Here is a 22,745-nt window from a genome sequence, read left to right as displayed (position 1 = left end):
GTCTAGACGGCGGCGTCGTCGAGCGCGCGCAGCACCCGCTTGACCGACACCGGGTAGGCGGTGCGCAGGGTCTGGGCGAAGAAGCTGACGCGCAGCTCCTCGATCATCCAGCGGATCTCGGCCAGCTCGGGTCCCGGCGCGGTGCGCGGCGGCAACGTGTCGAGCACCGCCCGGTACTCCTGCCACAGCCAGTCGACCTCCCGCAGGCGCTCGACGTCGCGCGCCGGGTCGCCCGGCAGCTTCTCCAGCCTGCGCTCGATCGCCCTGACGTAGCGCACCAGGTCGGGCAGCCGGTCGTACCCGGTCGTGGTGACGAAACCGTTGTGCACCAACGAGTCGAGGTGCGCTCGGATGTCGGCGAGCGACTCCGTGAGCGCGTCGCCACGGGTGTCGGCGAGCCTGGCCTCCACGTCGTGAGCGGCGCGCAGCACGTTCTCCACCTCGCGCAGCACGGTCAGCACCGTGCCGTTGAGGCTCGTGCGCACCCGCTCCAGCAGGGCCGCGAACCCGGCCTCGTCCCACGAGGGACCGCCGCCCTCGGCGACGAGCTTGTCCACCGCGCAGTCGACGCAGTCCTCCAGCAGCCCGGCCACGCTGCCGTGCGGATTGCGCGTGAGCACGAGTTTCGCCGTGTTGCCGAGGTTGCGGTTGAGGTACTTCATCGGCGACGGCACGTTGAGCCGCAGCAGCCGCCGGGTGCCCTCCCACATCGCCGTGCGCTGCTGGCCAGGGGTGTCGAGCATGCGCACGGCCACGCTGTCGCCCTCGTCGACCAGCGCCGGATAGGCCTTCACCTCGTGCCCGCGCCGCCTGGCCTGGAACACCTGGGGCAGCTCGCCGAACGTCGCCGTGGTGAGCCCGGCGCGCTCCACGCTGTCGGCCGCGGCGGAGATCGTCTTGCGCAGCCGGTCGCCGAGCCGGTCGCGCAGCTGTTCCAGGTCCTTGCCCTCGGCCAGCGGGCGTGTGCGCTCGTCGACGACGCGGAACGTCATCCGCAGGTGCGCGGGGATCGACTCCGGCTGCCACGCCTCCGGCGGCACGGCGACGCCGCGCAGCGCCTCCAGCTCGTCGGTCAGCACGTCGTACAGCGAGCCACGAGCCGGGTCCACTCTGGACAGTACTTCGCGCGCGGTGTCCGGTGCGGGCACGAAGTTGCGCCGCAGCGCCTTGGGCAGCGACTTGATGAGCGCGGTCACCAGCTCCTCGCGCAGGCCCGGAACCTGCCAGTCGAAGCCGTCGGCGCTCACCTGGTTCAGCACCGGCAGGGGAATGTGGACGGTCACGCCGTCTGCGCCTGCTCCCGGCTCGAACTGGTAGGTCAGTGCGAACCGCAGCTCACCCTGGGTCCACGTGTCCGGGTAGTCGGCCTCGCTCACCGCGTCGGCGGTGGCGTTGATGAGCATGGCCTTCTCGAAGCTGAGCAGGTCCGGCTGCTCCCGCCGCTGCTTCTTCCACCACGAGTCGAAGTGCCGCGACGACACCACCTCGGCGCCCACGCGCTCGTCGTAGAAGGCGAACAGCGTCTCGTCGTCCACGAGGATGTCGCGCCGCCGCGCCCGGTTCTCCAGGTCCTCCACCTCGTCGAGCAGGGCGAGGTTCTCGCGGAAGAACGCGTGGTTGGTGTCCCAGTCACCCTCGACGAGCGCGTGCCGGATGAACAGCTCCCGCGACAGCTCGGGGTCGATGCGGCCGTAGTTCACCTTGCGGCCCGCCACCAGCGGGATGCCGTAGAGCGTCACGCGCTCGTTGGCCATCACCGCGCCCTGCTTGCGTTCCCAGTGCGGCTCCGAGTAGTTGCGCTTCACCAGGTGCTGGGCGAGCGGCTCGATCCACTCCGGCTCCACCCGCGCGTTGACGCGGGCCCACAGCTTCGAGGTCTCCACCAGCTCGGCCGAGGCGACCCAGCGCGGCTGCTTCTTGAACAGCGCCGAGCCGGGGAACACCGCGAACCGCGTGCCGCGCGCGCCCAGGTAGTCGCCCTTCGCGGGGTCCTTGAGCCCGACGTGCGAGAGCAGCCCCGCCAGCAGCGAGGTGTGGATGTGCTGCGGGTCGCCGTCCACGGTGTTGAGCGTGATGCCGAGCTGCTTGGCGAGCTGGCGCAGCTGGCTGAAGATGTCCTGCCACTCCCGCACGCGCAGGTAGTTGAGGAACTCCGCGCGGCACAGCTTGCGGAACTGGTTGTTGGACAACGCCTTCTGCTGCTCGCGCAGGTACTCCCAGAGCTTGAGGTAGGACAGGAAGTCCGAGCTCGGGTCGGCGAAGCGCGCGTGCTGCTGCGAGGCGGCCTGCTGCTTATCGGCGGGCCGCTCCCTCGGGTCCTGGATGGACAGACCCGAGGCGATGATCATGACCTCGCGCACGCAGCCGTTCTTGGCCGCCTCCACGATCATGCGGCCCATGCGCGGGTCCACCGGCAGCTGCGCGAGCTGACGCCCGACCGGGGTGAGGCTGCCCGCCGTGGCGTCGAGTGCGCCGAGCTCCTGCAGCAGCTGCACGCCCGCGGTCACCTGCCGGCGGTCCGGCGGCTCCACGAACGGGAACGCCGAGATGTCGCCCAGCCCGAGCGAGGTCATCTGCAGGATCACCGACGCGAGGTTGGTGCGCAGGATCTCGGGGTCGGTGAACTCGGGACGCGCGTCGAAGTCGTCCTCGGAGTAGAGCCGCACGCAGATGCCGTCCGACGTCCGCCCGCAGCGGCCCTTGCGCTGGTTGGCCGAGGCCTGCGACACCGGCTCGATCGGCAGCCGCTGCACCTTGGTGCGGTGGCTGTAGCGCGAGATGCGCGCCGTGCCGGGGTCGATCACGTACTTGATGCCCGGCACGGTCAACGACGTCTCGGCGACGTTGGTGGCCAGCACGATCCGGCGCCCGCGATGCCGTTGGAACACACGATGCTGATCGGCCGCCGAGAGCCGCGCGTACAACGGCAGCACCTCGGTGTTCGGCAGTTGCAGCGCGGTGAGCGCCTCGCTGGTGTCGCGGATCTCGCGCTCCCCCGACAGGAACACGAGGACGTCGCCCTGTCCCTCGGCCAGCAGCTCGCGCGACGCGTCGACGATCGCCTGCACCTGGTCGCGGTCTTGGTCGGCGTCCGGGTCGTCGGGGTCGACCACCGGCCGGTAGCGCACCTCGACGGGATAGGTGCGGCCCGACACCTCCACCACGGGCGCGTCGTCGAAGTGCCGCGAGAACCGCTCGGGGTCGATCGTCGCGGAGGTGATGATCACCTTGAGATCGGGCCGTCTCGGCAGCAGCTGCTTGAGATAGCCGAGCAGGAAGTCGATGTTGAGGCTGCGTTCGTGCGCCTCGTCGATGATGATCGTGTCGTACTGGCGCAGCATGCGGTCCTGCTGGATCTCGGCCAGCAGGATGCCGTCGGTCATGAGTTTGACGAGTGTGTCGTCGCCGGAGGTGTCGGTGAAGCGCACCTTGTAGCCCACCACCGAGCCCGGCTCGGTGTTCAGCTCGCTCGCGATGCGCTCGGCCACCGTGCGCGCGGCGATCCGGCGCGGCTGGGTGTGGCCGATCTGCCCGCGCACCCCGAGTCCGAGCTCGAGGCAGATCTTGGGCAGCTGCGTCGTCTTGCCCGACCCGGTCTCCCCCGCGACGATCACCACCTGGTGTTCGCGGATCACCTCGGCGAGGTCGTCCTTGTGCTGGCTGACCGGCAGTTCGGCCGGGTATTCGAGCACGGGCACGACCTCGCGCCTGCGCTGGACCCGCAGCTCGGCGGTGTCGATGTCGGCGGAGATCCTGGCCGCGACGGCGTCGCGGTCGCGGGACTTGCGCGCGCCGTCGATCCGGCGGCGCAGCCGGTGGGCATCGCGCAGGGTGAGCCCGGACAGCCGGGGCCGCAGCTCATCAAGGGGGGAACGTGTGGACATACCGCGCACCAGCTTACTGGCTGGTGTTGCGCGGCCGGTCCCGCTGCGACACGCTCTAGGCGAAAGATCACGAACCGGACACCGGGGGGCCACGTGATCCGCTACGGCGTCCTCGGGCCACTCACGGTCGACGGCGAGACCGTCTCACCCGGCCAGCAGCGAACCGTGCTGGCCACGCTGCTGATCCAGGCCAATGAGGCTGTGCCCACCACCACGCTCGTCGACGAGCTGTGGCCCGACCGCGCGCCCGGCTCGGCCACCGTGATGGTGCAGATGTGCGTGTCCTCGCTGCGCAAGCTGCTCGCCCCCGGCGTGCCCGCGCGCGACCCGCTGCAGGTGCTGCGCACCTACCGGGGCGGCTACCGGCTCGACGTGCCCGGCGACGCGTTCGACCAGGCCCGGTTCCTCGCTCTCGCCGACCGGGGGCACCGGCTCGCGGAGCGACGCGACCTCGACGGGGCCGCGGACGCGCTGCGGGAGGCACTGGAGCTGTGGCGCGGGCCCGCGCTGCACGATGTCACGGGCGGAGCGGTGGTGAGCGCCCACGCGACGTGGCTGGACGAGCAGCGCGCGGCGGCGCTGGAGCGGCGGATCGCCGTGGAGCTCGCGCTCGGCAGGCACAGCGAGGTGATCGCCGAGCTGCGCGGGCAGGTGGTCGCCGAGCCGACGCAGGAGACGCTCGCCGCACAGCTCGTCACCGCGCTCGCCGCGGCGGGCAGGCAGAGCGAGGCGTTCGCGGTGTTCGAGCAGACGCGCCTCGCGCTGGCCGAGGAGCTCGGCGTCCGGCCGGGCCGCGCGCTGCGCGAGGCCGTGCGGCGGCTGCGCGCACCCGCCGGGGTGGAAGCCCCGACCCGGCCCGCGATCGCACCCGCGCAGCTGCCACCCGACATCGGCGACTTCACCGGCCGCGCCGAGCTGCTCGGCGAGATCGAGCGCGAGGTGCTGTCCGGACCGGACGGGGCACCGCGGGTGCTCGTGCTGTGCGGACAGGGCGGGCTCGGCAAGAGCGCGCTCGCCGTGCGGGCCGCCAACGCGTTGCGCGGGCACTTCCCCGACGCGCAGGTGGTCACGGGCGAGGGCAGCTCCCTCGACGTGCTGGGGCGGTTCCTGCGCGCGCTCGGCGTCACCGACGACGAGCTGCCGTCGTCGCTGTCGGACCGCCAGCACCTGTGGCGCAGTCGCACCGCGAACGCCCGCGTGCTCGTACTCGTCGACGGCGCGCGCGGCGAGCAGCAGGTGCGCGCCCTGTTGCCCGGCGGCAGCGGCTGCGCGGTGCTGGTGACCTCGCGCAGGCGGCTGCTCGGGCTCGAGGGCGCGCACACCGTCGAGGTACCGGAGCTGCCGGAGACCGAGGCACTGGACCTGCTCGCCGCGCTCGCCGGGCGCGCGCGGCTCGACGCCGAGCCGGAGCAGGCACGCGAACTGGTGCGGCTGTGCGGCGGACTGCCGCTCGCGGTGCGCATCGTGGGCGCGAAGCTCGCGGCCCACGCCTACGAGCCGATCTCCGAGCTCGTGGCGCGGGTCGCCGACCGGCACCGCAGGCTCGGAGAGCTGCGCGCGGGTGATCTGGACGTGCGCGCGACCGTCGACGTGAGCTACGCGGAATGCCCGGCGCAGCACCGGCGCGCGCTGCGCCTGCTCGGGCACGCGGGCCTGCCGAGCTGCACCCGCTGGACCGTGGCGACCCTGTTGGACTGCTCCGCCGACACCGCACGCGACGTGTGCGAGGGCCTGGTGGAGGCGCAGCTGCTGCAGGTGGCGGGCCGCGACTCCGTCGGGCTCGTGCGCTACCGGCTGCACGACCTCATCGCCGCGTTCGCCGCCGAACAACCCGAACCCTGCGCGGGCGAGGCGATGGAGCGGCTCGTGCACGGCTACCTCGAACTCGCGGCGCGCGCGCACGACAAGCTCAGGGCGAGCCGGTTCCCGCCCGTCGCGGCCCCGGCTCCCGCCTCGTCGGCCGCGTCCCGCGCGGTCCAGTCCGATCCGGGCGGCTGGCGGCACGAGGAGGCGGGCAACCTCGTGGCACTGACTCACTGGACCTACGCCAGCGGCTGGTGGCGCCACGCCTGGCAGCTGGCCGACGCGTTCGCGGGACTGGCCGAACGCAGGCCGTCGGACCCCGGCGTACGCGACGTCGCCGTTCTCGGCCTGCTCGCCGCCCGCCGCACCCGCGACCGCGCTGCCGAGGCGATGAGCCTGTGCGCACTCGGCGACCTGCGCTGGGAGAGCGGGCGGGCCGGCGTCGCCAGCCGCTACTACAACCTCGCCGGCGCCGCGTTCGAGGAGCTCGGCGACGACCGCGGCCTCGCCAGGGTGCTCACCGCCCGCGCCGACGTCGACATCGAACGCGGCAGGCTCGACCGCGCCCGCGAGGATCTGCGCACGGCGCTGCTGCTGGCCCAGCTGTGCGGCGACCAGGAATGCCGTGGCGACGCGCTGCACCAGCTCGGCTCGCTGCTCGCCGACATCGGCGACCTCTCCGCGGCGCAGGACTGCTTCACCGACAGCCGTCAGCTCGCCGAGTCGCTCGGCTCGCTCGGCGGCGTCGCCCGCGCGGAGAAGCGGCTCGCCGACGTGCTGCGCTGGCGCGGCGAGTACGACGAGGCCCGCGCCCTCCTCGAATCCGCGGTGGAGATCGCGCGCGAACAGGCCGACGTGCACTGGGAAGCGCACGTGCTGCGCTCGCTCGGCGAGGTCGACAGGGCCACGGGCAGGCTGCACGAGGCCGACGTCCGGCTGACCCGCGCGTGCGAGCTGTTCACCGAGCTCGGCCACCGGCACGCGCGGGCGTACGCGCTCTACTCGCTCGGAGAGCTGTACTCCGACCAGGACCTGCCCGACCGCGCGGAGCTCAGCCTCGCCGCGTGCCAGCAGATGTTCCACGCCCTCGACGACCGCCGCGGCCAGGCCTACGCGCTGCTCGGTCTCGGCAGGCTGTGGACTCGCCACGGCGAGAAGGAGGCGGCGATCGCCACCCTGCGCGCCGCCTCGGGCCTGTTCGCCGGACTCGGCTACCGCCGGTGCGAGCAGGTCGCGATCGCCGCGATCCTCGCGGCCGAGGGCCCCGCGCAGGACTCTGACCTGCGGCGTTGACCCGCTTAACGAAACTTTAGGTTTCGTTTAGGGCCTGCCTCTTTCCTTGTCGTCATTGGCAACCGCGTCAAAGGGAAGGAGAGCAGCGTGCGTACGAAAGCGACCACCGCGACAGCGGCCGCGTCCGTCACGGCGGTGGCGGCAGCCGTCGTACTGCCGTTACTGACCGCGGCACCGGCCGCGGCGGCCTCCCGGCAGGACCTGGCGAAGGACGTCCTCGCGGACGACGGCATCACCCTGCTGGACAGCCACGTGAGCGGCAACGATCATCCCGAGTCCACCGCGGAACAGAACGTCATCGACACCTCCGAGGGCAACCCCGCCTCCACCAGCCCCTGGAGCGACGTCGGCGTCACCGACGTCGACCTGTCCACGAACATGCTCGAGGGCATGGTGTCGCTCGGAAAGACCTACTCCTACCGCGTCACCACGATCGCGGGCGGCGACCACAGCGCCACCTCCTACCACTACGCGGGCACCGCGGTCGACATCGACCAGATCGACGGCGACCCCGTGAACTCCGGCAACTCCAAGGTCAGCGAGCTCAAACAGGCCTGTGAGGACCTCGGTGCCGTCGAGATCCTCGGGCCGGGCGACGCGGGCCACGACACGCACGTCCACTGCGCTTGGGAGTCCTGATGAGTACCAGCGGTAAGACCACCATTACCCGGATCGGTGCGATCGGCTCGGCCGCAGCGGTCTTGTTCGGACTGCTCAGCGCTCCCGGCGCGCAGGCGGCCGAGGACGCACACGGCATCGACGTCTCCAACCACAACGGCACCGTCGACTTCGAGGCGGTCAAGGCGGACGGGCAGGAGTTCGCGTTCGTGCTCGCCACCGACGGCACGTCGTTCACCAGCCCCGAATTCGACACGCAGTACGAGGGCGCGGCCGACGCGGGCCTGATCCGCAGCGCCTACCACTTCGCCAGGCCGGGCAGCGGCGCGGCGGCCGACCAGGCCACGCGCTTCCTGGACACGGTGAGCTTCTCCGCGGACGGCAACACGCTGCCACCCGTGCTGGACATGGAGGCCAACCCCGACGGCGCGACCTGCTACGGGCTCAGCGCCTCCGAGATGACCGACTGGATCACGGCGTTTCTGGCCGAGGTCAAGGAGACCACCGAGCGCGACGGCATCATCTACACCAGCCCCGGGTTCTGGAAGGAGTGCACGGGCGACTCCGACGCGTTCGCCGACAATCCACTGTGGATCGCCGACTGGGGCGTGGACAAGCCCTCCACGATCGGCGGCTGGGACGCGCACACCTTCTGGCAGTACAGCGACTCCGGATCGGTCGACGGCGTCACCGGCGACGTGGACGTCAACCGGTTCAACGGCACGGTGGACGAGCTGAAGGCGCTCGCCGCGGGCTCGGCGCGCGGCGCTGCCGGTGCCGCGGCTCCCGCGTCGGCGGAGACCTCCGCCGCGATCACGCGCGACGAGGTGATCGAACGGGCCAAGACGTGGTCCGACGACCCGGTGCCCTACAGCATGGAGAACTACCAGGACGGCTACCGCACCGACTGCTCCGGCTACGTGTCGCTGGCGTGGAAGCTCGACAGCAGCCTGAGCACGGTGACCCTGCCCGACGTGTCGCACCCGATCAAGAAGAGCGAGCTGAAGAAGGGCGACATCATCGGCAATCTCGGGCCGGGCACCGGAGGCGCCGCCGGTCACGTGGTGATCTTCGAGAAGTGGGCCAACGACGACAAGACCGAGTACTGGGCCTACGAGCAGACCCCGCCGGAGACCGTGCACCGCAAGCTGGCCTACCCCTACCCGGGCAAGGACAACTTCGAGCCGCACCGCTTCGACGACATCCAGGACTGAGGTCCACATACCGCCGCGCGGCGGGTCCCGGAGACGGGGCCCGCCGCGCGGTCGTCAGGCCCGGCGCAGCACGGCCGGCGTGAGCTCGGTGATCCGGCGATGACCGGACAGGCCCATGGTCAGGTCCAGGTCGGCGAGCAGGCTGCGCAGCACGTGCCGCACGCCGTCCTCGCCGCCGTGCGCGAGCCCGTAGACCCAGGGCCTGCCGAGCAGCACCGCCCGCGCGCCGAGCGCGAGCGCCTTCACCACGTCCGCGCCCGTGCGCACACCCGAGTCGAACAGCACCTCGAGCCGGTCGCCCACCGCGGCGACGATCTCCGGCAGCACGTCGAGCGAGGCGACCGCGCCGTCGACCTGACGGCCGCCGTGGTTGGACACGACCACGCCGTCCATCCCGGCGTCGGCGGCCCTGCGCGCGTCGTCGGGGTGCTGGATGCCCTTGAGCGCGATGGGCCCGTCCCAGTGCTCGCGCAGGAACGCCAGCGCGTCCCAGCCGCGGTCGGTGCCGGTGATCATCGAGATCCAGCGCAGCACCGCCGAGGGCAGGTCGTCCTCGGGCGCCTTGTCCAGCCGGGAGCGGAACACCGGGTCGCTGAACGGCACCGCCATGCCCTCGCCCTGGAGGAACGGCAGGTACCCGCTGTCGAGATCGCTCGGGCGCCAAGCCAGGGTCCACGTGTCGAGCGTGACCACCAGCGCCGTGTAGCCCGCCTCCCGAGCCCGGCTCAGGATGCTGCCGCACACGTCGGGATCGTTCGGCCAGTACAGCTGGAACCAGCGAGGCCCGTCGCCGGAGGCCTCGGCGACGTCCTCGATGCTGGTCGACGACGCCGTGGACAGGACCACGGGCAGCCCGAGCGCGGCGGCCGCCCGCGCGGTGGCGCGCTCGGCGTCGGCGTGCACGATGGACTGCACCCCGACCGGCGCGAGCAGCACCGGCGCCGGCAACGGCGTACCGAGCACCGTGCTCGAGAGGTCGCGCTCGGTCGCGTCGGTGAGCATGCGCGGCACCAGCCGCCAGCGGTCGAACGCCGCGCGGTTGGCACTGGCGGTGGCGCCAGAACCCGCCGCGCCCGCGACATAGGAGTACGCCTCCGGCCCCATGAGCTCAGCGGCGGCGGCCTCGAGTCTGGTCGCGTCGGTCGTGAACGGCGGTGCCGTCCCGCCGTAGCCCTGCAGGTAGATCTCGTTCTGATACCCCGCGAACTGACCAGCCACGCTGCCGCCTCTCACCGTTCTCGTCCGTGCGGACCAACCTATCGTTGACCTTCGAGCGACTCGAACGCCCAGAATCGGACACATGCACAGCATCAGCGCGTTCGCGCGCCGCGTCGGGCTCACTCCCAGTGCCCTGCGCTTCTACGACGACTGCGGAGTCCTCGCCCCGGCGCGGGTCGACCCGCTCACCGGCTACCGGTACTACAGCGCCGAACAGGAGGAGCGAGCCGTACTGCTGCGCGGACTGCGCGCCGCGGGGGTGCCGCTGGCCGACGTGGCCGTGGTGCTCGACGGCACGCCCGAGGCCGCGCGCGAGCTGCTCCACGCCCACGCCGCGAGGCTGCGCGAGCAGACCGACGCCGCCGGGGCCGCGCTGGCCGAGCTGCTGCGCGCACTCCCGCCGTCCGGACCGGTCCGCACGCGGCTCGGCGGCCCCGAGCTGGCCAGCGCCGTTCGGCAGGTGGTGCCCGCCGCCGCACGGGACGGCGCCGTGCCCGAGCTGCGGTGCGTGCTCATCGAGCTCGCCGTTACCGGGACCCGCCTGGTCGCCACCGACCGCTACCGGCTCGCCGTGCGCGAGCTGAAGCCGCTGGCCACCGACGGTGAACCGCGCGAGCTGCTGGTGCCCGCACCGGCGTTGATCGAGGCCGCGGCGTGGGCCACCCGCAGACCGGAGGTGACCATCGAGGCCGGCACCGGCGAGGCCCGGCTCGTCGCGGGCGACGACACGGCCCCGCTGCCGCTGGCCGAGGGCAGCTTTCCCGCCTACCGCGAGGTGCTGCGCGCGCTCGGCGAGCCCGCGCACCGGGTGCTCGTCGACCGGCTGGCCCTGCGCGACGCGGTCGACGCGGGCTCCTCGCCGTGGGTGCTGGACGTGCGCGCCGACGAGCTGGACGCGGGCGGGACCACGCTGCCCGCCGTGTGCGCGGGCCCGGCGCGCCTCGCGTTCGACCCCGCCGTGCTCGGCCCCGCGCTGGAGGCCGGTGTCGGGCCCGACGTGCTGCTCGAGATCACCGCCGCCGATCGCCCCGTCGTCGTGCGCTCTGCCGACCAGGGCAGCTTCACCACGCTGGTCATGCCCGTCGCCCACCCCTGACCGGAAGGACCTCCATGAACCCCGACAACCCCGTCATCCGCCTGTGCACCGAGGGCATGCGCGCCGAGGCCGACGGCGCCGACGACACCGCCCGCGAGCTGTTCGAACGGGCGTGGGACGCGGCGAGCGACGACTACGAGGCGTGCGTTGCCGCCCACTACCTGGCCCGGCACCAGCCCACGCCGGAGCTGACCCTGCACTGGAACGCCGAGTGCCTGCGGCTGGCGCAGCGGGTCGGCGACGAGCGCGTGGCCGCGTTCCACGCCTCGCTGCACGGCAACCTCGGCCGGTGCCACCGCGAGCTCGGCGACGACGACGCCGCCCGCGAGCACTACCGGCTCGCCGCGAGCCACCTGGCCGCACTGCCGGCCGGGCCCTACCGCGACTGGCTGCGCTACAGCGTCGCCGAGGGACTGCGCGAGCTGTCCGCGATCGAGCCCTCGCCCGCCGCGACCGGCTTCGAGGACCTGCTGCACGCGATGTGCGCGCGCCGCGACCTCCGGTCACTGTGCCTGGTGCTGCCCGCGTACTACGGCGACACCGGGTCCCCCGACGACCGGCAGCTCCTCGCCCAGTCGGCCAGGATGCTGCACTCCGAACGACGGCTGCCCGAACCCGACCAGCGCCGGCTCGGTGAGCTCGCGGCGCTCTGTGAATCCACTGTGGATTGAAAAACGGTCAGTCCTCATTTATCTCACCGGTGAAGAAGAGCAGCACGAAACCGATGAGGCCGAGCAGGAACCACCATCCGTCGGACAGCATGATGGCCGCGACGATGCCGAGCGCAGCGGCCGAGAACGCCAGGATGCGCGAATGTTCCATCGCGGTGCCTTCCCCGAGCTGACGGAAACCGGGTGCCGGTGGAGGACGGCGTCACTCCAGTCTGCCTCCGCTTCGGCGCGAGTGCGGCTCTCAGCGCCCCTCCCGGGGGACCGCACGCGACCGCCACCCCAGCGGTTACGCTCGGGCTCAGATCCCCGCGCCGGGCTCGGCGCGGTCGACGACGGGAGGCGTCAGGACGTGCGGCACGACGTGCTGAGGTGGGTGCCGGGGCTCGCGATACTGCTGCTCCTGGTGAGCGCCTGCGGCGGCGGGGAACGATTCGGGCAGAACGCACCCGTCGAGGCCACGGAGTGGAAGGTCACCAACCCCTTCACCGCGACCGGCGAGATCTCCCCCGAACTGAACATCCTCTCGGACGTGGAGGCGAAGTGCTCGCCCACCACGGTCATCACGAGCAACCCGGCCGCGCGCCGCTGCATCAGCTCGCTGCAGGTGCTGCACGATCCGTGTTTCCTCGACCCCACCGACCCCACGGTGGCCGTGTGCACGCAGAACCCGGCGCGCGACGAGGCCGTGCGGCTCTCGGTCGTCGACGACAGCACACCCGTCGTGCCGGGCTCCCCGCCTCCGGCGCCGCCCGCGACGCCCGAGCTCGAGTCCACCCCGTGGTACGTCGAGCTGGTCGACGGCAGGCAGTGCACGCGCGTGATCGAGCTGCACGACGACCTGCCGACCGTCGACGGCTTCCCGCCGAACTACGGCTGCGGCAACGACGACTACCTCTACGGCTGGCCCGAGGCCCCGTCCGAGGTGTGGACGATGGCCAACCGGCAGGGCTCCGAGGGCCGCACGCACAACGTCGCCGTCCGCACCGCCTGGTACTGAGCTCCCGCGGCTCCGCGACGGGGCACACCGCTCGTCAGGGGTCGCGGAGCCCCGGCCGAGGGGGGAGGGGCACCGGGGCTCCGCGCGGGCCCGCCCCTGGTGGTGGCGGGCCCTGTCCTGCACCGGTCCGCCCCCAGCGCGAACCGGTTGTTCATCAAGATGAACCGATTGGTTCAGCAGTGCACTAGGCCGAACGGGCAATCATTCGTTTCAGGAATATTTAGCACCCCTATGCAAGTTGTCCCGGTACGTGAGTACCGAGACCGCGACCAGACCCGCATCCCCGCCCCAGACCCGCCGCACCCGCACCGCCCGCTACGCACTGGTCCTCGGTGGCCTCACCGCGTTCGGTCCGCTGTCGATCGACATGTACCTGCCCGCCCTGCCCGCGATGGCGGGCGATCTGCGGACCGGTGACGCCACGCTGCAGCTCACGCTCGCCGCGTTCGTCCTGGGCGTCGGCATCGGCCAGCTCGTGCTCGGCCCACTGTCGGACGCCTACGGCAGGCGCAAGCCGCTGCTCGCCGGTGTCGCCGTGTTCGTCGTCGCCTCGGTGCTGTGCGTCGTCAGCCCCTCGGTGGAACTGCTCATCGCGGCGAGAGTGCTGCAGGCGTTCGGTGCCGCGGCGGGCATGGTGATTTCCCGCGCCGCCGTCCGCGACCTCTTCTCCGGCATCGCCATGGCCCGGTTCTTCTCGATGCTCATGCTGGTCACCGGCTTGGCCCCGATCCTCGCGCCCGTGCTCGGCGGCCAGCTGCTGGCGCTGACGTCGTGGCGCGGCATCTTCGGCGCGCTGGCCGCCTTCGGCGCGCTGCTGCTGGTGGTCGCCGCATTCGCACTGCCCGAGACGCTGCCCGAGCACCGGCGCAGGCCCGCGAACCCGCGCGCCATCGTGCGCGGCTACGCCAGACTGCTGCGCGACCGCGTGTTCGTCGGCTACGGCCTCGGCCTCGGTCTCTCCTTCGCCGCGATGTTCACCTACATCTCGGCGTCGTCGTTCGTGCTGCAGACCACCTACGGCCTCGACCCGCAGGAGTACGGCTTCGTCTTCGGCACCGGGGCCGTCGGCCTCGTGCTCGCCGGACAGGTCAACGGCAGGCTCGTCGGCCGCGTCCGCCAGCGCACGCTGCTGTTCGTGGGGCTCACGGGCAACGCCGCGGGCTCGTTCGCCGTCCTCGTCGCCGCGCTCTCCGGCCTCGGGCTGGAAGCGGTGCTGCCCGCCCTGTTCGTCGCGGTCGCCAGCGCCGGGCTCGTGATGCCCAACGCCACCTCACTCGCGCTGAACGACCACCCCGAGATGGCGGGCTCCGCCTCGGCGCTGCTGGGCGTCCTGCAGTTCACCGTCGGCGGCCTGACCTCGCCGCTGGCCGGGTTGTCCGGCGAGAAGTCGGCGCTGCCGATGGCCATGCTGATGACGCTGTTCGGCCTGCTCGCCCTGGTCAGCGTCGGCGTGCTCGCGCGCAGGCGCAGCTCAGACCAGCTCCCCCAGGTCGGCCTCGCGTAGCCGCTGGGCCGACACCCCGACCCTGCCGTCGACGAGCGCCTGCAGCTCGTCGCCGCCGTCCCACACGTTGACGTTCATTGCCGCGCTCACCTGACCGTCGCGCAGCCAGAAAGCCACGAACTCCCTGGCAGCGAGGTCGCCACGCACCACGAGCTCGTCGGTCGCAGGGTCGGCCAGCCCCCGGTACTCACAGCCGAGGTCGTACTGGTCGGTGAAGAAGTACGGGCTGCGCAGGTACGGCTCGTTCTCGCCAATGAGGTTGCCCGCCACGTGCGCGCCCTGGTTCTTCGCGTTGGCCCAGTGCTCGACGCGCACCCGTTGGCCGTAGCGGGGGTGGAAGTGCGAGGCGATGTCGCCCGCGGCGTAGACGTCCGGTGCGGCGGTGCGCAGCCCCGCGTCCACGGCCACGCCGCCGTCGGCGGCGGTCAGCTCGAGACCGGCCGACTCGGCGAGCTCGACGCGCGGCGCCGCGCCCACCGCCACCAGCACCACGTCGGCGGGCAGTTCCGTGCCGTCACCCAGGCGGACACCGCGCACGCCGTCGGCGTCGCCGGTCACCTCGTCGATGGCCGCTCCGAGCCGCCAGGTGACGCCGTGCTCGGTGTGCAGGTCGCGGAACACCGTGGCGACCTCGTCGCCGAGCGCGGCCCGCAGCGGCAGCTCGGCCTGGTCCACCACCGTCACCTCGGCGTCGTGCTTGCGTGCCGCGGCCGCGGCCTCGGTACCGATCCAGCCCGCCCCGATGATCACCACGCGGTCCGCCTTGCGGAACGCCTCGCGCAGCCCGAGCGCGCTGTCGAGGGTGCGCAGCGTGCGGACCCCTGGCAGGTCCGCGCCGGGCACCGGCAGCCGCTTCGGGCGGGAGCCGGTGGCCAGCAACAGCCGGTCGTAGCGGTGCTCGTCGCCGTTCGCGTCGAGCACGAAGCGCTCCTCCTGCTCGACCCGCGTGGCCGTGACGCCTCCGCGCAGGTCGATGTCGTGCGCCGGGAAGAACTTCTCGTCGCGGACCCAGTCGGGCTCGTCGGTGTCACCGAGCAGCAGCCCTTTGGACAACGGCGGCAGCTCGTACGGGCGATGTGTCTCGGAGCCCAGTACCAGCACCTCACCCGAGTAACCGCGCTCGCGCAGCTCGGCCGCGGCACCCGCGCCGGCGAGCCCGCTGCCGACGATGACGATGCGCTTGGGCTCGGACATCCTGATCCCTCCCCAACGAGAACCGTGATGTGGACCACTCGACGCTACACCTGTGGCGAGTACCGTCGCGGGCCGAAAAACTGATATGCCAGTTTCGCGGAGTTTCGCGTCATGGCTGCCGGGCACGCCCGTCGCACCCTCGCACGCACGAAGAAGACCGGGGACGAGACGAGAGGCTATCGACGTGACGGTGCGGGACGAGTGGGCGATCTCCTGCCGGGATCTGGCAGGCCGTAAACGCGAGATGACCGTCTTCGTGAGCGCCGACCGCGTGGTGGTGGTCGCGCCACCGGGTGAAACCGCGGTGCTCGCCCCGCTGGACGTCGGGCGCCTGCGCGCGGCCCTGCGCGACGCGGTGGTGCAGGTGGCCCGCGCCGAGGAGACCGAAGCACAAGAAGAATAATCCGCTTGTTCCACTGTGGACGATCAAGATCGCGGCTCATCCCCTAAGCTCGGCACCATGACGCAGCAAACCTGGGACGCCGTCGACAACTACTTCGCCACGCAGCTCGTTCCGTCCGACCCCGCGCTCGACGCCGCGCTGAAGGCCAGCGACGACGCCGGGCTGCCCGCCATCGCCGTCGCCCCCAACCAAGGCAAGTTCCTCTACCTGCTCGCCCGCATCGCCCGCGCCCGCACGATCCTGGAGATCGGCACGCTCGGCGGATACAGCACGCTGTGGCTGGCCAAGGCGCTGCCGAAGGACGGTCGCGTCGTCACGCTCGAGGCCGATCCCGCGCACGCCGACGTCGCGCGCCGCAACTTCGCGAACGCCGGCTACGCCGACCGCATCGACCTGCGCGTCGGCCGCGCCGTCGACACGCTGCCGGAGCTGCGCGACACCGCACCCTTCGACCTCGTGTTCGTCGACGCCGACAAGCCCAGCAACCCGGACTACTTCCGCTGGGCGCTCGAGCTGACCCGCCCTGGCAGCGTGATCGTGGTCGACAACGTGGTGCGGGCGGGCAAGGTCGCCGACCCCGGCAGCTCCGACGCGTCGGTGCGCGGCGTCCAGCACATGACCGACCTGATGGCGGCGGAGCCGCGCGTCGACGCCACCGCCCTGCAAACGGTGGGCACCAAGGGCTACGACGGCCTCGCCATAGCCCTGGTAACGGGCTAACCCCCGCGAGTCCCCCGCTCAGGCACGCGAGTCCCGCACTCCGGTTCGCGAGTCCCCCGCTGGGGCACGCGAGTCCCCCGCTCAGGCACGTGAGGTCAGCACTCCAGACCGCGAGTTGCCCGGTCCGGGGCGCCGCAGGCGGAGGGTGCCGCGCGATCGCGAGCCTGAGCGGGCAACTCGCGCGCCGGGGCGGGCAACTCGCGCGCCGGGGCGGGGGACTCGCGCGCCGGGGTGGGGGACTCGCGACTCGCCGGTCGGTCCGCGCCGCGCCCAGTCAGGCGCCCAGGGGGGCGCCTCGACGGCGTTGCCCGGCCGGGCGGGGCACCGCACGCATTCGGCCCGGCGGGGACGCCGGTTCGGCGCCCCGGCCGGGCCGGGTGCTCACTACTGCTCGCGGTCGCCCCCGCGAGCTCAGCCCAGGTCGGCGTACAGCGGGTGCTTCTGCGCGAGCACGTCCACACGCGAGCGCAGTTCGGCCTGGGTCGCGTCGTCGACGTCCGGGCGCAGCGCCAGCGCGATCACGTCGGCGACCTCGGTGAAGTCCTCGGCACCGAAGCCGCGGGTGGCCAGCGCCGGGGTGCCGATCCGCAGGCCGGAGGTGACCATCGGCGGGCGCGGGTCGAACGGCACCGCGTTGCGGTTCACCGTGATCCCGATGGAGTGCAGGCGATCCTCGGCCTGCTTTCCATCCAATGTGGACTCCACGAGGTCGACGAGCACCAGGTGCACGTCGCTGCCACCGGTGAGCACCCGGACGCCCGCGGACACGCAGTCCTGCTGGGACAGCCGGTCGGCGAGGATGCGCGCACCCTCGAGCACCCGCTGCTGACGCTCGCGGAACTCCTCGCTCGCGGCGATCTTCAGCGCCACCGCCTTGCCGGCGATCACGTGCTCGAGCGGCCCGCCCTGCTGGCCGGGGAACACCGCGGAGTTGATCTTCTTGGCGTACTCGGCCCTGCTGAGCACGATGCCGCCGCGCGGACCGCCCAGCGTCTTGTGCGTCGTCGTGGTGACCACGTCGGCGTGCGGCACGGGGCTGGGGTGCAGGCCCGCGGCGACGAGGCCCGCGAAGTGGGCCATGTCCACCATCAGCTTGGCCTCCACCGAGTCGGCGATGCGGCGGAACTCCGCGAAGTTCAGCTGACGCGGGTAGGCCGACCAGCCCGCGATGATGAGCTTGGGCTTGTGCTCGGCCGCGAGGCGCTCGACCTCGGCCATGTCGACGAGCCCGGTCTCTTTGTCGACATGGTAGGCGACGACGTTGTAGAGCTTGCCCGAGAAGTTGAGCTTCATGCCGTGCGTGAGGTGCCCGCCGTGCGCGAGGTCCAGCCCGAGGATGGTGTCGCCCGGCTGCAGCAACGCGACCATCGCGGCGGCGTTGGCCTGCGCGCCGGAGTGCGGCTGGACGTTCGCGTGCTCGGCGCCGAAGAGCTCCTTGGCCCGCTCGATCGCCAGCGTCTCCACCACGTCGACGTGCTCGCAGCCGCCGTAGTACCGCTTGCCGGGGTATCCCTCGGCGTACTTGTTGGTGAGCACGGAGCCCTGCGCCTCCAGCACGCCCGCGGGCGCGAAGTTCTCCGAGGCGATCATCTCCAGGGTCGACTGCTGGCGGTGAAGCTCGGCGGCGACCGCGTCGGCCACCTCCGGGTCCACAGTGGACAGATCAGCGTCGAACGAGCTCATTCTTCCTCAGTCCTCCTGGGTGAGTGCGGCGTACGCGGCTGCGTCGAGCAGCTCCGGCAGCGCGTCGGTGCGCACGCGGAACAGCCAGCCCTGATCGTACGGGTCTGCGTTGACGAGCTCCGGTCCGTCGACCACCGCATCGTTGACCTCGGTGACCTCACCGGTGACCGGCGAGTACAGCTCGCTGACCGACTTGGTGGACTCGATCTCGCCGCAGCTCTCCCCCGCCGTCACGGCGGCGCCGGCCTCGGGCAGCTGCACGAACACGACGTCGCCGAGCGACTCGGCCGCGAACGCGGTGACACCGACCGTCGCGACGCCGTCCTCCACGCGGACCCACTCGTGTTCCTTGGTGTAGCTCAGGTTCTCGGGAATGCTCATGACGACCTTTCGAAAGCTCTCAGGAACGCTGGTAGAAGGGCAGCGAGACTACCTTGACGGGCTCCGGGCGTCCCCGGACGTCGGCGGACAGCGCCGTGCCGGGCTCGGCGAACTCGGGCCGCACGTAGGCCAGCGCGATGGGGTGGCCCAGGGTCGGCGACAGCGCGCCGCTGGTGATCTCGCCGACGTCCTCGCCGTCGGCGAGCAGGCGGTAGCCGTGCCGGGGTGCGCGACGGCCGCTGCCCGTGAGGCCGACGAGCACGCGGTCCGGTTCGCGGCGCGTGTCGAGTGCGGCCCTGCCGACGAAGTCGCCGGGCTTGTCGAACTTCACCACGCGGCCGAGGCCTGCGTGGAAGGGAGTCAGCTCGGTGCTCAGTTCGTTGCCGTACAACGGCATTCCCGCCTCGAGGCGAAGCGTGTCCCGGCACGCGAGCCCCGCGGGCAGCAGACCGTGCGGCTCGCCGGCCTCGGTGAGCACGCGCCACACGGCGGCGGCGTGTTCGTTGGGCACGTAGAGCTCGAAGCCGTCCTCGCCGGTGTAGCCGGTACGGGCCAGCAGCACGTCGTGGCCGCCGACGACGGCGGGGATGCTGGCGTAGTACTTGAGCTCCGACAGATCGGCGTCGGCGAGCTTGCCGACGATCGCCGCCGACGCGGGACCCTGCACCGCGATCAGCGCCGTGTCGGCGGAGCGGTCGTCCACCCGCGCGTCGAAGTCGCGCGCCCGCGCGTCGAGCTCGGCCGCCACCACGGCGACGTTGCCCGCGTTGGCGACCACCAGGTAGCGGTCCTCGGCGAGCCGGTAGATCACCAGGTCGTCGAGCACGCCGCCGGTCTCGTCGCACAGCATCGTGTAGCGCGCGCGGCCCGGCTTGACGGCCGAGAGCTTGCCGACGAAGGCGTAGTCGAGCGCGTCGGCGGCCTGCGGGCCGCTCACCTCGATCTCACCCATGTGGGAGAGGTCGAACAGCCCCGCCGCCTCGCGCACGGCGCGGTGCTCGGCCAGCTCGCTCGAATAGCGAACGGGCATCGACCAGCCCGCGAAGTCGGTGAAGGAGGCACCGAGTCCGGTGTGGACCTCGTGCAGTGCGGTCTTCATGTATCAGCCCTCGTAGGAGTCGATGGGCGGGCAGGAGCACACCAGGTTGCGGTCGCCGTAGGCACCTTCGATGCGCCGCACCGGTGACCAGTACTTGCCCTTGGCCGCCGTCTTGCCCGGGTAGACCGCGAGGGCCCGATCGTAGGGCAGGTCCCAGTCCCCGGCGAGTTGCTCGGCGGTGTGCGGCGCGCCCCGCAGCGGGCTCTGCTCCACGGCCCAGCGGCCCGACGCGACGTCGTCGATCTCGCGGCGGATGGAGATCATCGCGTCGCAGAACCGGTCGATCTCGCCGAGGTCCTCGCTCTCGGTGGGCTCCACCATGAGGGTGCCCGCCACCGGGAAGGACATGGTCGGCGCGTGGAAGCCGTAGTCGATGAGCCGCTTGGCCACGTCCTCCACGGTCACGCCCGTCTGCTTGGTCAGCCCGCGCAGGTCGAGGATGCACTCGTGGGCGACGAGCCCGTTCTGTCCCGTGTAGAGCACCGGGTAGTGCGGGGCGAGGCGCGAGGCGACGTAGTTGGCGGCGAGCACGGCCACCTGGGTGGCGCTGGTGAGCCCCTGCGCGCCCATCATCCGCACGTAGGACCACGAGATCGGCAGGATCGACGCCGAGCCGTACGGTGCGCCCGAGATCGGGCCGACGCCGGTCTCCGGTCCCGCCGACGGCAGCAGCGGGTGGTTGGGCAGGTACGGCGCGAGGTGCGCACGCACCGCGACCGGGCCGACGCCGGGCCCACCGCCGCCGTGCGGGATGCAGAACGTCTTGTGCAGGTTCAGGTGCGAGACGTCGCCGCCGAACTCACCGGGCTTGGCCAGCCCCAGCAGCGCGTTGAGGTTGGCGCCGTCGACGTAGACCTGGCCGCCGCCGTCGTGGACGATGCGCGAGAGCTCGGAGATGTCGGTCTCGTACACGCCGTGTGTGGACGGGTAGGTGACCATGATCGCCGAGAGCGTGTCGCGATGCTTGTCCACTTTGGAACGCAGGTCGTCGAGGTCGACGTTGCCCTCCGCCGTGCAGGCCACCACGACCACGCGCATCCCCGCGAGCACCGCCGAGGCCGCGTTGGTGCCGTGCGCCGACGACGGGATGAGGCACACGTCGCGCTCGGCCTGGCCGTTGGCGCGGTGGTAGGCGCGGATCGCGAGCAGGCCCGCGAGCTCGCCCTGGCTGCCCGCGTTGGGCTGCAGCGAGACGCTGTCGTAACCGGTGACCTCGCACAGCCACCGCGAGAGCTGGCCGACGAGCTCGTGGTAGCCCTCGGCGTCCTCGGCTGGTGCGAACGGGTGCAGGCCCGCGAACTCGGGCCAGGTGATCGGCTCCATCTCGGTGGTGGCGTTGAGCTTCATCGTGCACGAGCCGAGCGGGATCATGCCGCGGTCGAGCGCGTAGTCCGAGTCGGCGAGCCCGCGCAGATAGCGCAGCATCGCGGTCTCGGAACGGTGGGTGTGGAACACCTCATGCGTCAGGTACTCGCTGGTGCGCGTGAGCCCGTCCGCCAGCGCACTGCCCGGCTCGGGCGTGCCGTCGGCGCCGAACGCGCGCAGCACCGACTCCAGCACGGCGGGCGTGGTGGTCTCGTCCACGGCCACGCGAACATGATCGTCGCCGTCCTGGCCGAGGTTGATCCCGGCCTCCCTGGCCGCCGCGACCACGGTGGCCGCCCGGCCCGGCACCTTCGCCAGCACGGTGTCGAAGAACCGCTCGTGCACCACCTCGACGCCCGCGGCACGCAGCGCGGTGGCGAGCCCGGCCGCGTGGCCGTGCACGCGCTCGGCGATGCGCTTGAGCCCGTCGGGACCGTGGTAGACGGCGTACATCGAGGCGATCACCGCGAGCAGCACCTGGGCGGTGCAGATGTTGCTGGTGGCCTTCTCGCGGCGGATGTGCTGCTCGCGGGTCTGCAGCGCGAGCCGGTAGGCGGACGCGCCACCGGCGTCGATCGACACACCGACCAGGCGGCCCGGCAGCGAGCGCTCCAGGCCCGAGCGCACCACGAGGTAGCCGGCGTGCGGGCCGCCGTAGCCGAGCGGCACTCCGAAGCGCTGGGTGTTGCCCGCCGCGAGGTCGGCGCCGAACTCGGCCGGCGGCGTGAGCAGGGTGAGCCCGAGCAGGTCGGCGGCCACGCAGTACAGCGCGCCCGCCACCTTCGCGGCCTCACCGATGCCCGAGTAGAAGCCGGGCTCGCGCAGTACGCCGGACGCGCCCGGGTACTGCACGACCACGCCGAAGAACTCCTCGGGCAGGCCCTGCGCGAGGTCCCGGACGTCCACCTCGATGCCGACGGCCTCGGCCCGCGCGCGCACCACCGCGATGGTCTGCGGCAGGCACTCCGCGTCGAGCACGACGACCTGGGACTTCGACTTGGACGCCCGGCGCATCAGCATCATGGCCTCGGCGACGGAGGTCGACTCGTCGAGCATCGAGGCGTTGGCGGTGGTCAGGCCCGTGAGGTCGGCGACCATGGTCTGGAAGTTGAGCAGCGCCTCGAGCCTGCCCTGCGAGATCTCCGGCTGGTAGGGCGTGTACGCCGTGTACCAGGCCGGGTTCTCGAGCACGTTGCGGCGAATGACCGCGGGTGTGACCGTGTCGTGGTAGCCGAGGCCGATCAGCTGCGTCATCGGCCGGTTGCGGCCCGCGAGCGCACGCAGTTCGGCGATGGCCTCCACCTCGGAGGCGGGAGCGGGAAGGTCCAGCTCGCCCGGCGTGCGGATGGCCGAGGGCACGGCCGCCGCCACGAGCGCGTCGAGGCTGCCGTAGCCGCACTCGGCGAGCATCTTGGCCTGCTCGGCCTCGCCAGGGCCGATGTGGCGGGCGGCGAAGGTCGACGACATGAGGAGCTCCTTGTCTCGCGCACGGTTGAAACACCCGTCCGTACTGGGAACTCCCCCTCTGTCATGGCACCTGAGAGTTTCACCGCGCGTACGCACGGCTTTCACCTTGGGTGAGGCTTACGCGAGCCTGCTTTC

At 72.0% G+C, this 22,745-nt stretch carries 17 protein-coding genes; 9 read left to right on the top strand and 8 right to left on the bottom strand.

Annotated features, from left to right (window positions below):
- Positions 1 to 2 precede the first annotated feature (2 nt).
- Positions 3 to 3,884: an ATP-dependent RNA helicase HrpA gene (gene hrpA / locus JHE00_RS19530; protein ID WP_200320052.1), complete on the bottom strand. Its 3,882-nt coding sequence runs from the start codon at positions 3,882 to 3,884 to the stop codon at positions 3 to 5.
- Positions 3,885 to 3,977: 93 nt separating this feature from the next.
- Here hrpA and JHE00_RS35905 point away from each other — a divergent pair, with 93 nt between their 5' ends.
- The 3 genes from JHE00_RS35905 (at position 3,978) to JHE00_RS19515 (ending at position 8,812) form a co-directional block, all read left to right on the top strand.
- Positions 3,978 to 6,980: an AfsR/SARP family transcriptional regulator gene (locus JHE00_RS35905; protein WP_200320050.1), complete on the top strand. Its 3,003-nt coding sequence runs from the start codon at positions 3,978 to 3,980 to the stop codon at positions 6,978 to 6,980.
- An 87-nt stretch (positions 6,981 to 7,067) separates the two neighbouring features.
- The gene (locus tag JHE00_RS19520) at positions 7,068 to 7,619 is read left to right on the top strand and encodes a carboxypeptidase (protein ID WP_230424545.1); all 552 of its coding nucleotides are present in this window, start codon (positions 7,068 to 7,070) and stop codon (positions 7,617 to 7,619) included.
- Positions 7,619 to 8,812, top strand: a complete 1,194-nt coding sequence (locus tag JHE00_RS19515) for a GH25 family lysozyme (protein ID WP_200320048.1) — start codon at positions 7,619 to 7,621, stop codon at positions 8,810 to 8,812. The genes JHE00_RS19520 and JHE00_RS19515 overlap by 1 nt, the downstream gene beginning before the upstream one ends.
- A 54-nt stretch (positions 8,813 to 8,866) precedes the next feature.
- Here JHE00_RS19515 and JHE00_RS19510 read toward each other — a convergent pair whose 3' ends face one another.
- Positions 8,867 to 10,030, bottom strand: a complete 1,164-nt coding sequence (locus tag JHE00_RS19510) for a lactate 2-monooxygenase (protein ID WP_200320046.1) — start codon at positions 10,028 to 10,030, stop codon at positions 8,867 to 8,869.
- 82 nt (positions 10,031 to 10,112) lie between these two features.
- On the opposite strand from JHE00_RS19510, the gene JHE00_RS19505 reads away from it, so the two are divergent.
- Both JHE00_RS19505 and JHE00_RS19500 read left to right on the top strand, forming a co-directional pair.
- Positions 10,113 to 11,126, top strand: coding sequence for a DNA polymerase III subunit beta family protein (locus tag JHE00_RS19505; protein ID WP_200320044.1), 1,014 nt, complete (start codon positions 10,113 to 10,115; stop codon positions 11,124 to 11,126).
- A 14-nt stretch (positions 11,127 to 11,140) separates the two neighbouring features.
- Positions 11,141 to 11,797 carry a hypothetical protein gene (locus JHE00_RS19500; RefSeq protein ID WP_200320042.1) on the top strand — a complete coding sequence of 219 codons (657 nt, stop codon included), beginning with the start codon at positions 11,141 to 11,143 and terminating at the stop codon, positions 11,795 to 11,797.
- 7 nt (positions 11,798 to 11,804) lie between these two features.
- Here the strand turns inward: JHE00_RS19500 and JHE00_RS19495 are convergent, their stop codons facing one another.
- Positions 11,805 to 11,948, bottom strand: coding sequence for a hypothetical protein (locus JHE00_RS19495; protein ID WP_200320040.1), 144 nt, complete (start codon positions 11,946 to 11,948; stop codon positions 11,805 to 11,807).
- 198 nt (positions 11,949 to 12,146) lie between these two features.
- Between JHE00_RS19495 and JHE00_RS19490 the strand changes: the two genes are divergently transcribed.
- Together JHE00_RS19490 and JHE00_RS19485 are read left to right on the top strand one after the other, a co-directional pair.
- Positions 12,147 to 12,794 carry a hypothetical protein gene (locus JHE00_RS19490; protein ID WP_200320038.1) on the top strand — a complete coding sequence of 216 codons (648 nt, stop codon included), beginning with the start codon at positions 12,147 to 12,149 and terminating at the stop codon, positions 12,792 to 12,794.
- A 250-nt stretch (positions 12,795 to 13,044) separates the two neighbouring features.
- Entirely contained in the window at positions 13,045 to 14,298 is a 1,254-nt protein-coding gene (locus tag JHE00_RS19485; protein ID WP_200320036.1) for a Bcr/CflA family multidrug efflux MFS transporter, read from the top strand.
- Here JHE00_RS19485 and JHE00_RS19480 read toward each other — a convergent pair.
- The gene (locus tag JHE00_RS19480; protein ID WP_200320034.1) at positions 14,266 to 15,492 is read right to left on the bottom strand and encodes an NAD(P)/FAD-dependent oxidoreductase; all 1,227 of its coding nucleotides are present in this window, start codon (positions 15,490 to 15,492) and stop codon (positions 14,266 to 14,268) included. The genes JHE00_RS19485 and JHE00_RS19480 overlap by 33 nt on opposite strands.
- Positions 15,493 to 15,676: 184 nt before the next feature.
- On the opposite strand from JHE00_RS19480, the gene JHE00_RS19475 reads away from it, so the two are divergent.
- A complete protein-coding gene (locus JHE00_RS19475) occupies positions 15,677 to 15,895 on the top strand; it encodes a hypothetical protein (protein WP_200320032.1) in 219 nt (72 codons plus the stop codon).
- 57 nt (positions 15,896 to 15,952) lie between these two features.
- Positions 15,953 to 16,615, top strand: a complete 663-nt coding sequence (locus JHE00_RS19470; protein WP_200320030.1) for an O-methyltransferase — start codon at positions 15,953 to 15,955, stop codon at positions 16,613 to 16,615.
- A 411-nt stretch (positions 16,616 to 17,026) separates the two neighbouring features.
- Here the strand turns inward: JHE00_RS19470 and glyA are convergent, their stop codons facing one another.
- Genes glyA through gcvP form a run of 4 tightly spaced genes read right to left on the bottom strand, consistent with a single transcriptional unit; the run spans position 17,027 to position 22,610 of the window.
- A complete protein-coding gene (gene glyA / locus JHE00_RS19465) occupies positions 17,027 to 18,298 on the bottom strand; it encodes a serine hydroxymethyltransferase (RefSeq protein ID WP_200320028.1) in 1,272 nt (423 codons plus the stop codon).
- A gap of 6 nt (positions 18,299 to 18,304) precedes the next feature.
- Positions 18,305 to 18,679: a glycine cleavage system protein GcvH gene (gene gcvH, locus JHE00_RS19460; RefSeq protein ID WP_200320026.1), complete on the bottom strand. Its 375-nt coding sequence runs from the start codon at positions 18,677 to 18,679 to the stop codon at positions 18,305 to 18,307.
- 19 nt (positions 18,680 to 18,698) lie between these two features.
- The gene (gcvT, locus tag JHE00_RS19455; protein WP_200320024.1) at positions 18,699 to 19,778 is read right to left on the bottom strand and encodes a glycine cleavage system aminomethyltransferase GcvT; all 1,080 of its coding nucleotides are present in this window, start codon (positions 19,776 to 19,778) and stop codon (positions 18,699 to 18,701) included.
- Positions 19,779 to 19,781: 3 nt separating this feature from the next.
- Positions 19,782 to 22,610 (bottom strand): aminomethyl-transferring glycine dehydrogenase, encoded by a 2,829-nt coding sequence (gene gcvP / locus JHE00_RS19450; protein WP_200320022.1) that lies wholly within the window; start codon positions 22,608 to 22,610, stop codon positions 19,782 to 19,784.
- Between the last annotated feature and the right edge of the window lie 135 nt (positions 22,611 to 22,745).

The sequence above is a fragment of the Prauserella cavernicola genome (assembly GCF_016595675.1).
Lineage (GTDB): Bacteria > Actinomycetota > Actinomycetes > Mycobacteriales > Pseudonocardiaceae > Prauserella_A > Prauserella_A cavernicola.
This window is presented reverse-complemented; position numbering and strand designations above follow the sequence as displayed.